This is a genomic window from Pseudoxanthomonas kalamensis DSM 18571 (genome assembly GCF_010211745.1).
Taxonomy (GTDB): domain Bacteria; phylum Pseudomonadota; class Gammaproteobacteria; order Xanthomonadales; family Xanthomonadaceae; genus Pseudoxanthomonas_A; species Pseudoxanthomonas_A kalamensis.
Window position 1 is genome coordinate 89511 of sequence record NZ_PDWQ01000006.1, and the last position, 15808, is coordinate 105318.

The 15808-nt window shown below is 67.6% G+C and carries 16 protein-coding genes, 1 other RNA gene, 1 pseudogene and 1 riboswitch; of the genes and pseudogenes, 6 read left to right on the forward strand and 12 right to left on the reverse strand.

Features of this window, described 5'->3' with window-relative positions; genetic code table 11:
- Positions 1–17 precede the first annotated feature (17 nt).
- An RNA gene (rnpB, locus tag CSC70_RS12345) (RNase P RNA component class A) lies at positions 18–367 on the reverse strand.
- Positions 368–462: 95 nt separating this feature from the next.
- Between rnpB and CSC70_RS12350 the strand changes: the two genes are divergently transcribed.
- Positions 463–816, forward strand: a complete 354-nt coding sequence (locus CSC70_RS12350; RefSeq protein ID WP_162456942.1) for a carboxymuconolactone decarboxylase family protein — start codon at positions 463–465, stop codon at positions 814–816.
- A 22-nt stretch (positions 817–838) separates the two neighbouring features.
- Here the strand turns inward: CSC70_RS12350 and rsmI are convergent, their stop codons facing one another.
- The gene (rsmI, locus tag CSC70_RS12355) at positions 839–1675 is read right to left on the reverse strand and encodes a 16S rRNA (cytidine(1402)-2'-O)-methyltransferase (RefSeq protein WP_162456943.1); all 837 of its coding nucleotides are present in this window, start codon (positions 1673–1675) and stop codon (positions 839–841) included.
- A 207-nt stretch (positions 1676–1882) separates the two neighbouring features.
- On the opposite strand from rsmI, the pseudogene CSC70_RS12360 reads away from it, so the two are divergent.
- The 3 genes and pseudogenes from CSC70_RS12360 to CSC70_RS12370 form a co-directional block, all read left to right on the forward strand.
- Positions 1883–3163 (forward strand): annotated as a pseudogene (locus CSC70_RS12360) (penicillin-binding protein activator); the annotation flags it as partial.
- Complete coding sequence (locus CSC70_RS12365; RefSeq protein ID WP_162456945.1) at positions 3153–3539, forward strand: YraN family protein; 387 nt, start codon at positions 3153–3155, stop codon at positions 3537–3539. The pseudogene CSC70_RS12360 and the gene CSC70_RS12365, both read left to right, overlap by 11 nt.
- A 1-nt stretch (position 3540) precedes the next feature.
- Complete coding sequence (locus CSC70_RS12370; protein WP_162456946.1) at positions 3541–4092, forward strand: metal-dependent hydrolase; 552 nt, start codon at positions 3541–3543, stop codon at positions 4090–4092.
- Here CSC70_RS12370 and thiL read toward each other — a convergent pair.
- From thiL to CSC70_RS12415, 9 genes are all read right to left on the reverse strand, one after another.
- On the reverse strand, positions 4089–5042 hold the full coding sequence (thiL, locus tag CSC70_RS12375; RefSeq protein ID WP_162456947.1) for a thiamine-phosphate kinase: 954 nt from the start codon (positions 5040–5042) through the stop codon (positions 4089–4091). The genes CSC70_RS12370 and thiL overlap by 4 nt on opposite strands.
- A gap of 19 nt (positions 5043–5061) precedes the next feature.
- Entirely contained in the window at positions 5062–5520 is a 459-nt protein-coding gene (gene nusB, locus CSC70_RS12380) for a transcription antitermination factor NusB (protein ID WP_162456948.1), read from the reverse strand.
- Positions 5517–5984, reverse strand: a complete 468-nt coding sequence (gene ribH / locus CSC70_RS12385; protein WP_162456949.1) for a 6,7-dimethyl-8-ribityllumazine synthase — start codon at positions 5982–5984, stop codon at positions 5517–5519. The genes nusB and ribH overlap by 4 nt, the downstream gene beginning before the upstream one ends.
- A gap of 30 nt (positions 5985–6014) precedes the next feature.
- Positions 6015–7127 (reverse strand): 3,4-dihydroxy-2-butanone-4-phosphate synthase, encoded by a 1113-nt coding sequence (gene ribB, locus CSC70_RS12390; RefSeq protein ID WP_162456950.1) that lies wholly within the window; start codon positions 7125–7127, stop codon positions 6015–6017.
- On the reverse strand, positions 7124–7726 hold the full coding sequence (locus CSC70_RS12395) for a riboflavin synthase (RefSeq protein WP_162456951.1): 603 nt from the start codon (positions 7724–7726) through the stop codon (positions 7124–7126). The genes ribB and CSC70_RS12395 overlap by 4 nt, the downstream gene beginning before the upstream one ends.
- Positions 7727–7861: 135 nt before the next feature.
- Positions 7862–8025, reverse strand: a riboswitch (FMN riboswitch).
- A 149-nt stretch (positions 8026–8174) separates the two neighbouring features.
- Positions 8175–9269, reverse strand: coding sequence for a bifunctional diaminohydroxyphosphoribosylaminopyrimidine deaminase/5-amino-6-(5-phosphoribosylamino)uracil reductase RibD (gene ribD / locus CSC70_RS12400; RefSeq protein ID WP_162456952.1), 1095 nt, complete (start codon positions 9267–9269; stop codon positions 8175–8177).
- A 42-nt stretch (positions 9270–9311) separates the two neighbouring features.
- Complete coding sequence (gene nrdR, locus CSC70_RS12405) at positions 9312–9848, reverse strand: transcriptional regulator NrdR (protein WP_162456953.1); 537 nt, start codon at positions 9846–9848, stop codon at positions 9312–9314.
- An 86-nt stretch (positions 9849–9934) separates the two neighbouring features.
- Entirely contained in the window at positions 9935–11188 is a 1254-nt protein-coding gene (gene glyA / locus CSC70_RS12410) for a serine hydroxymethyltransferase (protein WP_162456954.1), read from the reverse strand.
- A gap of 101 nt (positions 11189–11289) precedes the next feature.
- Complete coding sequence (locus tag CSC70_RS12415; protein WP_162456955.1) at positions 11290–12180, reverse strand: LysR family transcriptional regulator; 891 nt, start codon at positions 12178–12180, stop codon at positions 11290–11292.
- A 93-nt stretch (positions 12181–12273) separates the two neighbouring features.
- On the opposite strand from CSC70_RS12415, the gene CSC70_RS12420 reads away from it, so the two are divergent.
- Positions 12274–13287 carry a YeiH family protein gene (locus CSC70_RS12420; protein ID WP_162456956.1) on the forward strand — a complete coding sequence of 338 codons (1014 nt, stop codon included), beginning with the start codon at positions 12274–12276 and terminating at the stop codon, positions 13285–13287.
- A 66-nt stretch (positions 13288–13353) separates the two neighbouring features.
- Here the strand turns inward: CSC70_RS12420 and CSC70_RS12425 are convergent, their stop codons facing one another.
- On the reverse strand, positions 13354–13896 hold the full coding sequence (locus CSC70_RS12425) for an RcnB family protein (protein ID WP_162456957.1): 543 nt from the start codon (positions 13894–13896) through the stop codon (positions 13354–13356).
- A gap of 179 nt (positions 13897–14075) precedes the next feature.
- On the opposite strand from CSC70_RS12425, the gene ettA reads away from it, so the two are divergent.
- The gene (gene ettA, locus CSC70_RS12430; protein WP_162456958.1) at positions 14076–15740 is read left to right on the forward strand and encodes an energy-dependent translational throttle protein EttA; all 1665 of its coding nucleotides are present in this window, start codon (positions 14076–14078) and stop codon (positions 15738–15740) included.
- The last annotated feature ends 68 nt before the right edge of the window (positions 15741–15808 follow it).

The following is a 15808-nucleotide window of genomic DNA, read 5'->3' on the forward strand; positions in this document are numbered from 1 at the left end:
TGCGGCGCAGAGGAAAGCGGCGGAGCCGGCCGATAAGCCGGGTTCTGTCGTGGACAGTCATTCCTCTAGGCGCAGCGTCACCGCTACGCTCGAGCAGCCTACCCGGACCCGACGCGGGCCACGTCATGAGGTCCCTATTTGGCCTTGCTCCCGGTGGGGTTTGCCGTACCGGCCTGTTGCCAGGCTCGCGGTGCGCTCTTACCGCACCATTTCACCCTTGCCTGATCCCTTGCGGGCCATCGGCGGTATCTTTCTGTTGCACTTTCCGTCGGCTCGCGCCGCCCAGGCGTTACCTGGCACCGTACCCTGTGGAGCCCGGACTTTCCTCGGCACCCGCAAGGGGTGACGCGACTGTCTGGCCGACTCCGCCAGGGCGCATTGTCGCACGCTGCCAACGCGGTACTTGCCCGCTGCGCTTGGTTTATTTATATTAGTCTTTTCTAATTTAATGGAAATCCGCTCATGGCAGGCAAATCTTTCACCCGGATCACCGGCGATGTCTCCAAGGCGCTGGCCACCCTGCGCAAGGAGGCCCCGGACGCGATGAAAGGCTTCAGCGCCCTCGCCCAGGGCGCATTGCAGGAAGGCAGCGTCAGCGCCCTGCACAAGGAACTGATCGCGCTGGCGATCGGCGTGTCCTCGCGCTGCGACGCCTGCATCGGTTTCCACGTCAAGGCGCTGATCCGTCTGGGCGTGACCCGCGAACAGCTGATGGAAACGCTGGCCGTGTGCACCTACATGGGTGGCGGCCCGACCCTGATGTACGCCGCCGAAGCGGTGCGCGCCTACGAGGAATTCACCGCGCAGGCGGAATAAGCCGCACCGCGTACGGTGCGTTTCAGCCCGACTGCCCGTACAGCGCCTTGCGCGGTGCGCCGCTGATCTCGGCGGCCAGCTTGGCCGCGGTGGATGGCGGCAGGTGCGCGCCGAGCAGGGCATACACGCGGCGACCTTCGACGATCTTCGCCTCGCCTTCGTCGGCCGCGCCCTGCACCATCACCACGAACTCGCCCTTGCGCTGGTTGGCGTCCGCGCCGACCCGCGCCTGCAGCTCGGCCAGACTGCCGTCCAGCACGGTTTCGAACAGCTTGGTCAGTTCGCGCGCCAGCACCGCCGGACGTTCGCCGCCGAAAGCCGCAACCGCATCGGCCAGCATTTCGTCGATCCGGTGCGCGGATTCGTAGAAGATCAGCGTGCGCGTATCGCCCGCCAGCGCGGCCAGCCGCTCACGCCGCGCAGATGCCTTCGCCGGCAGGAAGCCCTCGAAGGCGAAGCGGTCGCTGGGCAACCCCGCCACGCTGAGCGCGGCAATCAGCGCGCTGGGTCCGGGCACCGGACTGACCTTCAGCCCGGCCTGGCGCGCCGCCCGCACCAGCCGGTAGCCCGGATCGCTGACCAGCGGCGTGCCGGCATCGCTGACCACGGCCAGCGATTCGCCGGCCTGCATCCGCGCCACCAGTCGGCCCGCCAGTTCGTCCTCATTGTGTTCGTGCAGGGCCAGCAGCGGCCGTTCGATGCCGAAATGCGCCAGCAGCTGGCGACTGTGCCGGGTGTCCTCGGCGCAGACCGCATCGACCGTGCGCAAGGTCTCCTGCGCGCGCGGCGAGAGGTCGGCCAGGTTGCCGATCGGGGTGGCGACCACGTACAGGCAACCGGGAGAAGCGGCGTTCGACATCGGCGGTCACGATCCGGGCAAGGGGTTAGAATCCTACTCCCCGAACGCCGGCCGGTTGCCGACGGATTCGAGCGAGTGCCGATGGACATGCGATTGGACAAGCAAATGGACAGGCGAACGATCCGGAAAGGCGCTACTGCACTGATGGTTCTGCTGGCGCTGCTGCTGGCGGCCTGCACCGGCAGCCAGAACGTTCGCGAAACCCCGGCCAGCGCCATGCATGCGGTGTTCGTCGAAGCCGGCGCACTGGCCGGCAACCATGCGTCGCTGCAGGGTGATGCACGCGCCGACAACGCGCGGCAGATCTATGCGCTGCTGGCGCGGATGGACGATGCCGCACTGGCGCGCAACGCCGCCGCACTGCCGGTCGGCGATCCGCTGTACGACTTCGCCGGGCAAGCGCTGCTGCGCCGCGGTCTGCCGCTGCCGCGTCCATTCGACAGCGCCGCGCGCTGGCGTTTCGACCTCAATGGCCGGCCGCCGGCCGATGCCGACGGCTACCGGCCGCCGGTGAAACTGGCCGTGCTGCTGCCGCTATCCGGGCAGTTGGCGGTGGCCGCCGCGCCGGTCCGCGACGGCCTGCTGGCCGGCTATTACGGCGAAAACCGCCGCCGCCCGCAGATCGACTTCTACGATACCGCCGGCACCGCGACCGGCACGCTGGCCGCGTATACCCAGGCCAGTGCCGACGGTGCGGACTTCGTGCTCGGCCCGCTCGGCCGCGACGAGGTCAGCGCGCTGTTCCGCCAGGGCGATCTGGCGATCCCGGTGCTGGCGCTGAATCGCGGCGATGTCGCGCCGCCGGCCGGCAACGCCGGCTTCTCGCTGGCGCCGGAGGACGATGGCGTGATCGCCGCCGAATACCTGCTGGCACGCGAGCGCGGCAACGTGCTGATCATCGCCGGCAACGACGACAGCGGCGCGCGTGCGGCGCGCAGTTTCCGCGAACGCTTCATCGAACGCGGCGGCAACGTGGTCGCCACGCTGAACGTCGGCGACCCGCCCGGCGACCTGTCGGCCAGTCTGGCGCAGGCCAGCGGCGCCGACGCGGTGTTCCTGGCGGTCAAGGGCGACATCGCCCGTGCGCTGACGCCACAGCTGGCATTGGCCGGCTTGGGCGGCAGCAGTCGCGTCGGCACCTCGCAACTGCTGTCCGGCACCGGCAAACCGGAGGTCGACAGCGCGCTGGACGGCATCGTGTTCCCGACCGAAGCCTGGACCTCGCGCGGCAGCCCCGGCCTGCCCGCGGCCAGCGTCGCCGCGATCACCCTGCCGACCGCACGCGGCCCGGCCGCGCGCCTGCTCGCCTTCGGCTACGACGCCTGGAAACTGACCGCCTATCTGGAAAAGCTGGTCACCCGCGGCAATGCGCAACTCGAAGGTGCAACCGGCACCCTGTACCTGGACGGCTTCGGCAACGTCCTGCGCACGCCGGCCTGGTCGACCTTCCGCGGCGGTGTGGCCACGCCCATCGCCGATGGTGGCTGAACCGCAGCGCCGCGGCCAGGCCGCCGAACGCGCCGCCCGCGACGCCCTGCAACGCGCGGGCCTGCGCGAATTACGCGCCAACGCGCAGTACCGCGGCGGCGAAATCGACCTGGTGATGCTGGACCGCGACCGCGATGGCGAAGTGCTGGTATTCGTCGAAGTCCGCTACCGGAAATCGAACGCTTTCGGCGGCGGCGCGGCCTCGGTCGACCTGCGCAAGCGCCGCAAGCTGGTGCATGCGGCGCAGGCCTTCCTCGCCGAATCCGGCACGTATGCCGATCTGCCGTGCCGCTTCGACGTGGTCGAGGCCGATGGCGATCCGCAAGCCCCGCGCATCGCCTGGCTGAAGGACGCATTTCGCGCCGACGACATCTGACATGCCCAGCATCCTCACTCATGCGGTAGTGCCGCTGGCAATGAGCCTGGCGGCCGGCCGTCGCGACGGCAAACCGGTCATCCCGCGCCGGCTGCTGCTGGCCGGCATCGCCGCGGCGATGCTGCCGGATGCCGACGTGCTGGCCTTCGCCCTGAAGATTCCCTACGCAGACGCCTTCGGCCATCGTGGCGCCAGCCATTCGCTGCTGTTCGCGCTGATCCTGGCCGCGCTCGGCGCCGTGTGCGCGCGACCGTTGCGCAGTACCCCACTGCAAGCCGGGCTGTGGCTGGGACTGTGCACTCTTTCGCATCCGTTACTCGATGCGATGACCTCGGGCGGACTGGGGGTGGCGTTGTACTGGCCCTGGAGCAACGAACGCCTGTTCGCACCGTGGCGACCGATCCTGGTGTCGCCGTTTGCCAACGGCTTCTTCAGCGCGCGCGGACTGGCGACCCTGCTGTCGGAACTGCGCTGGGTCTGGCTGCCGATGCTGACCGGCGCCATGCTCTGGCGGCTGATGACGCGATCGCCGCGCACGCACGATCCACGCTAGCGCGCGAAGTGCTCGTAGCCCAGCAGTGGCGGCTCCCATTCGTGGCCATGCGCGGTGAGCGCACGCGCGCCTTGCCCTGCAACGATCCTGCCGATGCGCGTGACTGCGGTTTCGGCGAAATCCATCGCCCGCTGGATGTCTTCGCTCAGCTGCGGCGATGCGGTGAAGCACAGTTCGTAGTCATCGCCACCACCAGCCTGCCAGGCGCTGCGCGAATTGGCGCCGATCTGCAGCAGGGCCGGCGAAGCGGGCAAGGCGTCGATGCGGGCTTCGGCGCCAACGCCGCTTTCCTCGCAAACATGGCCCAGATCGGCCAACAGTCCGTCAGAGACATCGACACAGGCATGCGCCAGCCCGGCCAGACGCATGCCGGCCGCGACCCGCGGCGTCGGCCGGTCCAGTCGTTCGCGCAGCGTCGCATCCGGCGCCTCGCCTTGCTGCAACAAGGCCAGTGCCGCCGCCGCGTCGCCGAGCGTGCCGGTGACCCAGATATCGTCGCCGACCTTCGCACCGGCCCGGCGCAGGGCTGCGCCCGGGCGCAGCGTTCCCATCGCGGTCACGCAGGCCGACAACGGTCCGCGCGTGGTGTCGCCGCCGACCAGGGCGACACCATGTCGTTCGGCCAGCGACAAGAAACCCTGCAGGAAACCGTCCAGCCAGTCGTCGTCGATCTGCGGCAACGACAGCGACAGCGTGCACCAGGCCGGTTCGGCGCCCATCGCCGCCAGATCGGACAGGTTGACCGCCAGCGCCTTCCAGCCGATGTCGGCGGCAGCGGTATCGATCGGGAAATGCACGCCGGCATTCAGGGTGTCGGTGGTGACCGCCAGTTGCCGATCCGGCGGCAGCTGCAACAGCGCGGTATCGTCGCCGATGCCGAGCACGACATCGTCGCGCTTGGCGACGCGTTCGCGGATGCGCCGGATCAGGTCGAATTCGTGGGCTGCCATGCCGGCCGCGCCGCGTCGTTCAACCGGCTCGGGCGCCGGTTTCGGCGGGCCGCCACTGCATCGCCGCCCGGTCCAGCACGCCGTTGACGTAGGTATGGCCGTGCTCGGAGCCGAAGCGCTTGGCGATTTCCACCGCCTCGTTCAGCACCACGCGATACGGCACGTCGAGCCGGTGACGCAGTTCGTAGGTGGCGATGCGCAGCACCGCGCGCTCGACCGGATCGACTTCCTCCACCGTGCGGTCCAGGTACTCGGCCAGATCGGCGTCCAGCTCGGCGCAATGCGCCAGCACGCCGCGAACCAGATCCTCGAAGTATTCCAGGTCGGCCACTTCGTGCGCCTGCTCGTGGGCGAACTGGGCGATCACCTGCTGCGCGTTGCCGCCGGACACCTGCCAGGCATAGACCGCCTGCAACGCACGCCGGCGCGCGCGCGCGCGGGTCACCGGGTCGATGCCGTCCTTGCGCCGCGAATTCAAGACAGCTGCTCCAGCAAGTTGACCATCTCGATCGCCGCCAGCGCGGCCTCCTCGCCCTTGTTGCCGTGGCTGCCGCCGGCACGACGCTCGGCATCGACGATATCTTCGACCGCCAGCACACCGTTCAATACCGGCAAACCAGACCGCAGCGACACTTGCATCAGGCCATCGGCACAACCGTCGGCGACGTGTTCGTAATGACGGGTATCGCCGCGCACCACGCAGCCGAGGGCGATGATGACCGCGTGCCGGCCAGCAGCGGCCACACGCGCCGCCGCCGCCGGGATTTCCCACGCCCCCGGCACCCGGATCACGTCCACCGCCGCCTCATCGATGCCGTTGTCGGCCAGGCTCTGTCGCGCACCGGCCACCAGCGCATCGACGATACGGGCATTCCAGCGGCTGGCGATGATCGCGAAGCGCGCGTCCGGGTTGACACGCAGATCGCCTTCGTAATGGGTCATGGGGTCGCCGATCGGACGGGGCAGCGCAGTTTAACAAGCCGGGGCCGCTGCGGACGCCCCGACCCATTCGACCACCTCCAGCCCGAAACCGGCCAGGCCGATCTGCCGGCGCGGCGTGCCCAGCGCGCGCAGCTTGCCCAGGCCGAGGTCGGCCAGAATCTGCGCGCCGGCGCCGTTGCGCCGCCGCTGGCCGACGTCGCGGGCATCGCGCCGCTCCGGCCTGGCCTGCAACCGCGCCAGCAGGGCATCGCCGTCGCGCGGCTCACTCAGCACCACCATCACCCCCTGCCCTTCGGCCTGGATCGCACGCAGCGCGTCGGTGGCAGCCACGCCGAAATCCTCGCGCCGCCAATGCAGCAGATCGGCCAGCGGATTCTCCACCTGCACCCGCACCAGGGTCGGGGTCTCGGCCGTCGGCTGGCCCTTGACCAAGGCGAAGTGCAGGTCGTGGGCGATGCGGTCGCGGTAGGTCAGTAGCCGGAACGGGCCGAATTCGGTGTCGATATCGCGCTCGTCGATGCGCTCGACGGTGTGCTCGGTATGCAACCGGTGCGCGATCAGGTCGGCAATCGAACCGATCTTCAGGCCGTGCTCGCGGGCGAACACCTCCAGCTGCGGTCGCCGCGCCATGCTGCCGTCTGGGTTCAGCACTTCGACCAGCACCCCGGCCGGCTCGAATCCGGCCAGCCGCGCAAGGTCGGAGGCCGCCTCGGTATGCCCGGCCCGGGTCAGCACGCCTCCGGGCTGGGCGACCAGCGGAAAGATGTGCCCCGGCTGGCTGAGGTCGGATGGCCGCGCATCCGGCTTCACTGCGGTGCGGATGGTGTGCGCGCGGTCATGGGCGGAAATGCCGGTGGTCACGCCCTCGGCGGCCTCGATGCTGACGGTGAAATTGGTCTGGAACTGCGCGGTGTTGCGCTGGACCATCGGCGCCAGCCCGAGCTGGGCGGCGCGCTCGCGATGAATCGACAGGCAGACCAGACCGCGCGCATGGGTGACCATGAAATTGATGTCGGCCGGGCACACCTGTTCGGCCGCCATGATCAGGTCGCCCTCGTTTTCGCGATCCTCGTCGTCGACGATCACCACCATGCGACCGGCACGGATTTCATCAAGCAATTCGGGAATGGAGGCGAAGTTCATGACGCGCTCCTTTCGCCCAACAGGCGCTCGACGTAGCGCGCGACCAGATCGATTTCCAGATTCACCGCGTCACCGACGGCAGTCTGCGCGAAGCGCGTCTGCGCCACCGTGTGCGGGATTAGCGCGACTTCGAAGCCTTCGCTGTCCACGGCGTTGACGGTCAGGCTGACGCCATCGACGCAGATCGAGCCCTTCTTCGCCACGTATTTCAGCAGCGCGGCCGGTGCGAAAAAGCGCCAGCGCTGAGCGCGTGCGTCTTCGGCAATCGAAACGACCTTGCCGCAGCCATCGACATGGCCGCTGACCAGATGCCCACCGAATCGATCGGTCGGACGCATCGCTCGTTCCAGGTTCAGCGCCGCGTCAATCGACAGCGCGCCGAGCGTGGTCAGCGACAGGGTTTCCTTCGACGCGTCAGCCTGGAACGAGGTGGTGTCGAATTCGACCACGGTCAGGCAGACACCATTGACGGCGATACTCTCCCCCATCCGCACGTCGGTGAACGGCAGACTGCCGGTTTCGAACGTGAAGCGCACGTCGCCGCCCAGATCCTGACGCGCAGCCAGCCGGCCGACACCTTCGATGATGCCCGTGAACATGTCAGCGCGCCTCCGGCCGGAAGCGACGGAACAGGGCGACGATGAAAAGAGGCATGGAACGTTCTCCGCAATGACGAATGCGCGAACGCCCCCAGGGCGCAGGCATGACCGCCCCGCAATGCGGAACGCGACATGCGCCGTCTTCTTTCATCCGGACTGTGACCGTCGGCTCCGGCATCGGACCGGATCTGCTGACCTTCCGCCCGAAGGGGCCGAAGCGCTCGCGGGCTTGCGCGGAGCTTTCGATGAAAGCCGCGCCTACCGCCGGTGGGGAATTGCACCCCGCCCTGAAGACGTCATGGATGCCGGCGAACCGGCGGAGCGCATTCTACCACCCGGCCCTGCGGCGCTGGACGCGACGGAGCATTCCACGCCCGCCCTCTTGGTAGGGGCGGCGTAAGCCGCGATGAAGCTTTCCGATGAAAGTCCGGCGCGGCTTACGCCGCTCCTATGGAGAGCCTGGCCGCAACAGCAGGCGGGTGTCGGCTCCGACCTGGCGGGTTTCCACGGCCTGCAACTGCAACCGCTGCGCCATGGCCTGGATGCCCAGCCCGGCAAACAGCGGACGCGCGTTTTCGCCCAGCAGCACCGGTGCCACGTACAGCAGCACCTCGTCGACCAGTCCTTCGGCCAGCAAGGCACCGGCCAGGGTGGCGCCGGATTCGACCTGCACCTCATTGACCTCGCGCGCGGCCAGCAGCGCCAGCACCGCATGCAGGTCGAAGCGACCGTCGCGAACCGGCACCGCCACGCGCTGCGCCTGCAATTCGCGTGGCGGCTTGGCATCGGGCGCATGCACGTACAGCGTGGGCGCATCGCCTTCGCGCACACGGCCGCGGGCAACGGTGGCCAGTCCCGGATCAAGGATCACCCGCAGCGGCGGCACGAAATCGCGACCGTCTTCCAGACGCACGGTCAGTTGCGGGTCGTCCTGCAACACGGTGCCGGCACCGGCCAGAATGGCGCCGCTGCGGGCGCGCCAGTGGTGAACGTCGCGCCGCGCAGCCTCGCCGGTGATCCACTTGGAGTCGCCATCGGCCATCGCCGTGCGCCCGTCCAGACTGGTGCCCAGCTTGACCCGCACCCACGGCCGACCGCGCTCGATGCGCGAAAAGAAGCCGGCGTTGAGTTGCCTAGCCTGCGCTTCCAGCAAGCCGCTTGCGACTTCGACGCCGGCCGCGCGCAACTTGTCGAAACCGGCACCATCGACCTTCGGGAACGGGTCGCGCATCGCCGCGATCACTTTGCCGACGCCGGCCGCGATCAGCGCATCGGCGCAGGGTCCGGTCCGGCCTTCATGCGCGCAGGGCTCCAGGGTGACGTAGGCGGTCGCGTCGCGGGCGTGCTCGCCGGCCGCCTGCAGCGCATGGATCTCCGCATGCGGGCCGCCGGCGCGCTGGTGCCAGCCTTCGCCGACGATCTCGCCGTCGCGGACGATGACACAGCCGACCATCGGATTGGGCTTGGTGGTGTAAGTGCCGCGTTCGGCCAGACGCAGCGCGCGGGTCATCCACTCGTGATCGATCGCGGTGAATGCACTCATCGGATTGACGATCCGGCTCTCTGGCGACAGAAGGACAAGCGATCAGCGCTTGCCGTTCTTGCCCGACTTCTTGTCGATCGGGATCACATCGGCCTGCAGCAGCGGCAACTGCTCGCTGCCGACTGGCAGGTCGCGTTCCAGCATCTCGATTTCCTCGCGAAAATCGGCCACGTCCTCGAAGCTGCGGTACACCGAGGCGAAGCGCACGTAGCCGACGTGGTCCAGCTTGCGCATTTCGGCCATGACGAAATCGCCGATCCGGCGCGACGGCAATTCACGTTCGCCGCTCATCCGCACCTGGTGCACCACCGAACGGATCGCGGCTTCCAACTGCTCCTCGGAGACCGGGCGCTTGTGCAGCGCGCGCTCCATGCTCAACCGCAGCTTGCGTGCGTCGAACGCCTCGCGGCGGCCGTCGCCCTTGATGATCGCCGGCAGCTTCAGTTCGATGGTTTCCAGCGTGCTGAAGCGCTCGCCGCAAGCCTCGCATTCGCGCCGGCGACGGATCGTCGCACCGTCTTCCGACGCGCGCGAATCGATGACCTTGGTGTCGCTGTGCTGGCAAAAAGGGCAATGCATAGGATCAGTGTAGAGCGAAGAGGAGTGAGAAACGAGTGGCGGCGCTAGCACTCATTCCTCGTTTCTCTCCACGCGTTCCTCGCTTCTCATTCGTATACCGGGAACTGCTTGCATTGCAGGGTTACGTTCTCGCGCACCCCGGCAATCACGTTCTCGTCGTTCGGTTTGTCGAGCACGTCGGCGACCCACTCGGCCAGCGCGACGCAATCCGGTTCCTTGTAGCCACGCGTGGTCACTGCAGGTGTACCGATACGCAGGCCGGAGGTGACGAACGGCTTGCGCGGGTCGTTGGGCACCGAATTCTTGTTGACGGTGATGTGAGCCTTGCCGAGCGCCGCTTCCGCGTCCTTGCCGGACACGTCCTTGCCGATCAGGTCGATCAGCATCAGGTGGTTCTCGGTACCGCCGGACACGATCTTGTAACCGCGCGCGATCAACGTGTTCGCCATCGCCTTGGCGTTCTTCACCACCTGCTGCTGGTAGGCGGCGAATTCCGGCTCCAGCGCTTCCTTGAACGCCACCGCCTTGGCCGCGATCACGTGCATCAGCGGGCCGCCTTGGATGCCGGGGAAGACGATGCTCTGCAGCTTCTTGACCAGATCCTCGTCGGCACCCTTGGCCAGGATGATGCCGCCGCGCGGGCCGCGCAGGGTCTTGTGGGTGGTGCTGGTGACCACGTGCGCATGCGGCAGCGGATTAGGATAGACGCCGGCGGCGATCAGGCCGGCGACATGGGCCATGTCGACGAACAGATACGCGCCGACCTTGTCGGCGATGGCGCGGAAGCGTGCCCAGTCGATCACCTGCGAATAGGCCGAAAACCCGGCCACCACCATCTTCGGTTTGTGTTCCAGTGCCAGCTTCTCGACCTCGTCGTAATCGATCAGGCCGTCGTCGTCGACGCCGTACTGCACTGCGTGGAACAGCTTGCCGGACACGTTGACCTTGGCGCCGTGGGTCAGGTGGCCGCCGTGGGCCAGCGACATGCCCAGGATGGTGTCGCCCGGCTGCAACAGCGCCAGATACACCGCCTGGTTGGCCTGCGAGCCGCTGTGCGGCTGCACGTTGGCGTAGTCGGCACCGAACAGCTGCTTGACCCGCTCGATGGCCAGCATCTCGGCCACGTCGACGTACTCGCAACCACCGTAATAGCGCTTGCCCGGATAGCCTTCGGCGTACTTGTTGGTCAGTACGCTGCCCTGGGCCTCGAGCACGCGCGGGCTGGCGTAGTTCTCGCTGGCGATCAGCTCGACGTGGTCTTCCTGGCGCTGGCGCTCGTCGGCGATAGCCTGGGCCAGTTCGGGGTCGTAACCTTCAATGCGGGCATCGCGCGGGAACATCGTCACTCCGGGGTCGGGCGCCGGCCAAGGCGCAGGGGATGGGATGTCGAATTGTATTCCCCGCCGCTGCCGGCGACCAATTCGGCCGTTTCTAGTCCGTTTCAGCCAGCCGACGGTAGTTGCAGCGATTGCAGGAAGGCCCGCAGCAGGGCGCCGCGATAGCGCCCCCGGTGCAGCAGCAGCGACAACGTGCGCTGCAGCTGCAGGAACGGCGTCTGCAGCGCGCACAGGCGACCGGCCGCCACCGCGTCGAGGATCGCGACCTCGGGCAGGCAGGCGATGCCCAACCCGGCCGCCACCGCCTGCTTGATCGCTTCGGTCTGGTCCAGCTGCAGCACCCGTTGCGGCGCCGGCAACCGCGCCAGCGCCTGCTCGCTGAGGCTGCGGGTGGCCGAACCGGGTTCGCGCAGGATCCAGCGCTGGTCGGCGAAATCGGCCGGCTCCAGGCCGCTGCGTCCGGCCAGCAGGTGATCGGGCGCCACGCAGATCTGCAGGCGGTCCTCGCGCCAGGGCAGCAACTCGAGTTCGGCGTGGATCACTGGGCCCTCCACGCAGCCCACGTCCAGCCGGTGCTCCCGTACCGCCTGGGCGATGTCCCCGGTATTGCCGACCTGCAGGTTGACCCCGGCGTCCGGGTGGCGGCGGACGAACTCGCCCAGCAGTTCCCCGACCCGGTAGTTGCCGACCGTATTGCTGGTGCCGATGCGCAGTTCACCATGCGGCCCGCCACCGTCGGCCGCCACCGCCACCAGTTCGGCATGGCGCTCCAGCAGCTCCTGCGCCAGCGGCAGCACTTCGCGACCGCGGGCATTGAGATGCAGGCGCCCACGCCGACGATCGAACAGCTGTCCGCCCAGCAGCCGCTCCATGTCGGCCAGGGCCATGCTGACCGCCGGCTGGGTCAGGTGCAGCGCCTCGGCGGCCGCCCGCAGGCTGCCGCCGGCCACGGCCTGCACGAACACCTCGAGTTGGCGTGGACTGACATGAATCATCAGATAATCTTACCTATCAAGTAAGAAATTGAAACTTTTATTGAATATGAAGCCGGCGGACACTGGCGCCTCCCGATCCTCCTGAGTACTTGCATGGACACGACTCCCGCCTCCCCTCGTGCGCCTTCGCTGTGGCCCGGCCTGTTGTTGAGCCTTGCGCTGGCGGTGCTGGCCTGGGGCCTGGGCCGGGCCTTGCCGCTGGTCGGCGGCGCGGTATTCGGCATCGTGCTGGGCATGCTGGTGCGCAACCTGTTCCGCCCCGGCGCCCGTTTCGCGTCCGGTGTCGGCTTCACCGGCAAGTACGTGCTGCAGGCTTCGGTGATCATGCTCGGCTTCGGCCTCAACCTGGGCCAGGTGGCGCGGACCGGGTTGGACTCGCTGGCGGTCACCATGATCACGCTGAGCACGGCCTTCCTGGTGGCCTGGGGGCTGGGCCGGCTGCTGAAGGTGCATGGCAAGCTGAGCCTGCTGATCGGCGTCGGTACCGCCATCTGCGGCGGCTCGGCGATCGCCGCGGTCACCCCGATCGTCAAGCCGGACGAACACGACACCGCCTTCGCCATCTCGACAATCTTCCTGTTCAACCTGGTCGCGGTGCTGCTGTTCCCGTGGCTGGGGCACCTGCTGCAGTTGTCCGATGCGGGTTTCGGGCTGTGGGCCGGCACCGCGATCAACGACACCTCGTCGGTGGTCGCCGCTGGCTACCAGTACAGCCATGCCGCCGGTGATTACGCGACCATCGTCAAGCTGACCCGCGCCACCCTGATCATCCCGATCTGCCTGGTGCTGGCCCTGTGGGAAGCCTGGCGCCAGCATCGGCGCGGTGGCGGCGACTTCAGCCTGATGCGGATCTTTCCGTGGTTCATCCTCGGCTTCCTGCTGGCCTCGGCGCTACGCAGCGCCGGCGCGGTACCGGTGGCGCTTCAGGAACCGCTGCACCTGGCCGCCGGCTTCCTGATCGTGGTGGCGCTGACCGCCATCGGCCTGTCGGCCGACCTGCGCCGGATGGCCGCGACCGGCCCGCGACCGTTGCTGCTGGGCCTGGGAACCTGGGTCGCGGTCGCCGTCAGCAGCCTGCTGGTGCAGTCGCTGATGGGCCAGGTCTGAGCCGATGTCTTCCAAAACGACAAGCGCGCCCGGAGGCGCGCTTGCGGGGAGCAAATCCCGATCCGTTCAGCGGTTCAGGATCAGGTCGGCGATGATGCCGGTCGCGATGGCCACCAGCAGGTAGTCGCCGGCGTCGCTGCGACGCCAGTAGTAGCCGTGCGGCGGATGGTGCAGGCCGTAGCGGTAGTAGTCGTTGACCACGTAGGTCGGCGCATAGCCGTAGTCGTAATAGCGCACGCCGCGCCGCCAGCCATACGCCGGCGGCGCCGGACGATAGACGACGGTACGGGTCGGTGGGCGATAGACCACGGTACGCACGGGCCGCTGCTTGTAGACCACGGTACGGGTCGGTGCCCGGTAGTCGCGATGGTCGGCGTAGTAGCGACTGCGATCGTCATGACGACGGTCGTTGCGACGGTTCCTGTCGTTGTTGCGCGACCTGTCGTTGCTGCGCGAATAGCGGTCGTCGTGGCGACCCTTGTCGGACTGGCTGTGGCTCTGGCGATCGTTGCCGCGGCCACGGTCATGGTCGCGAGCCATGGCCGGAACGGCAGTGGCGGCAGCGAGTACGGCCGACAGGGCGATCAGGGCGATTCGATTGGTTTTCATAGCGACCCCCAAACTGATTGACACGCTTCGATGATGCGCCCGGCGTCTGAACCCCAGCCTGCTATCGCCGGATCGCCCGGACCGCGTTCATCTGCCAGCCAGCGGCTATAATTGGCGCATCCCTTTTGCCGTTGCGCCCGTTGTCCGCACGGGCGGCGGCGCATGCCTCCGGAGCCTGCATGTCTTCGCAATACATCTACACCATGAACCGCGTGTCCAAGGTGGTTCCGCCCAAGCGGCAGATCATCAAGGACATCTCGCTGAGCTTCTTCCCCGGCGCCAAGATCGGACTGCTGGGCCTGAACGGTGCCGGCAAGTCGACCGTACTGAAGATCATGGCCGGGGTGGACACCGACTTCGAAGGCGAAGCGCGTCCGCAACCCGGGATCAAGGTCGGCTACCTGCCGCAGGAACCGCAGCTGGATCCCGAGATGACCGTGCGCCAAGCGGTGGAGGAAGGCGTCGGCGACGTGCTGCAGGCGCAGGCCGCGCTGGACGCCGTGTATGCCGCCTATGCCGAGGAAGGCGCCGACTTCGATGCGCTGGCCAAGGAGCAGGAGCGGCTGGAGGCGATCCTTGCCGCCGGCGACGCGCACACGCTGGAGAACCAGCTGGAAGTGGCTGCGGACGCGCTGCGCCTACCACCGTGGGATGCGGTGATCGGCAAGCTCTCCGGCGGCGAAAAACGCCGGGTGGCGTTGTGCCGGCTGCTGCTGCAGAAGCCGGACATGCTGCTGCTGGACGAACCGACCAACCATCTGGACGCCGAGTCGGTGGAATGGCTGGAACAGTTCCTGGCCCGCTACACCGGCACCGTGGTGGCGGTCACCCATGATCGCTACTTCCTCGACAACGCCGCCGAGTGGATCCTGGAGCTGGATCGCGGCCGCGGCATTCCGTGGAAGGGCAACTACACCGACTGGCTGGTGCAGAAGGACGAGCGCCTGAAGCAGGAAGAGAACCAGGAGAAGGCTCGGCAGAAGGCGATCCAGAAAGAACTGGAATGGTCGCGGCAGAACGCCAAGGGCGGCCGCAGCAAGGGCAAGGCGCGACTGGCGCGACTTGAGGAATTGCAGTCGGTCGATTACCAGAAGCGCAACGAGACCAACGAAATCTTCATCCCGCCGGGCGAACGCCTGGGCAACTCGGTGATCGAGTTCAAGAACGTCAGCAAGAAGTTCGGCGACCGCCTGCTGATCGACAACCTGTCGATGATCGTGCCGCCGGGCGCGATCGTCGGCATCATCGGCCCCAACGGCGCCGGCAAGTCGACCCTGTTCAAGATGATCACCGGGCATGAAAAGCCGGACTCCGGCGAAATCGTCATCGGCCCGACCGTGCAGCTGTCCTACGTGGACCAGAGCCGCGAGAAGCTGGAAGGCAACCACAACGTCTTCCAGGAAATCTCCGGCGGCCTGGACATCCTCAACATCAACGGCACCGAGATCCAGTCGCGCGCCTACATCGGCCGCTTCAACTTCAAGGGCCAGGACCAGCAGAAGATGGTCGGCTCGCTGTCGGGCGGCGAACGCGGCCGCCTGCACATGGCCAAGACCCTGCTGCAGGGCGGCAACGTGCTGCTGCTGGACGAACCGTCGAACGACCTCGACATCGAAACCCTGCGCGCACTGGAAGACGCGCTGCTGGAGTTCCCCGGCAACACCTTCGTCATTTCACACGATCGCTGGTTCCTGGACCGCATCGCCACCCACATCCTCGCCTTCGAAGGCGACTCGCACGTGGAATTCTTCCAGGGCAACTACCGCGAGTACGAGGAAGACAAGAAGCGCCGCCTCGGCGACGACGCCGGTCCGCATCGGCTGCGGTTCAAGGCACTGAAGTAGGCCTCTTGCGGCAAAGGGGCAGGAGCGGCGTCAGCCGCGAGTGGCCTACCCCTGAAAACCCGGTCGCG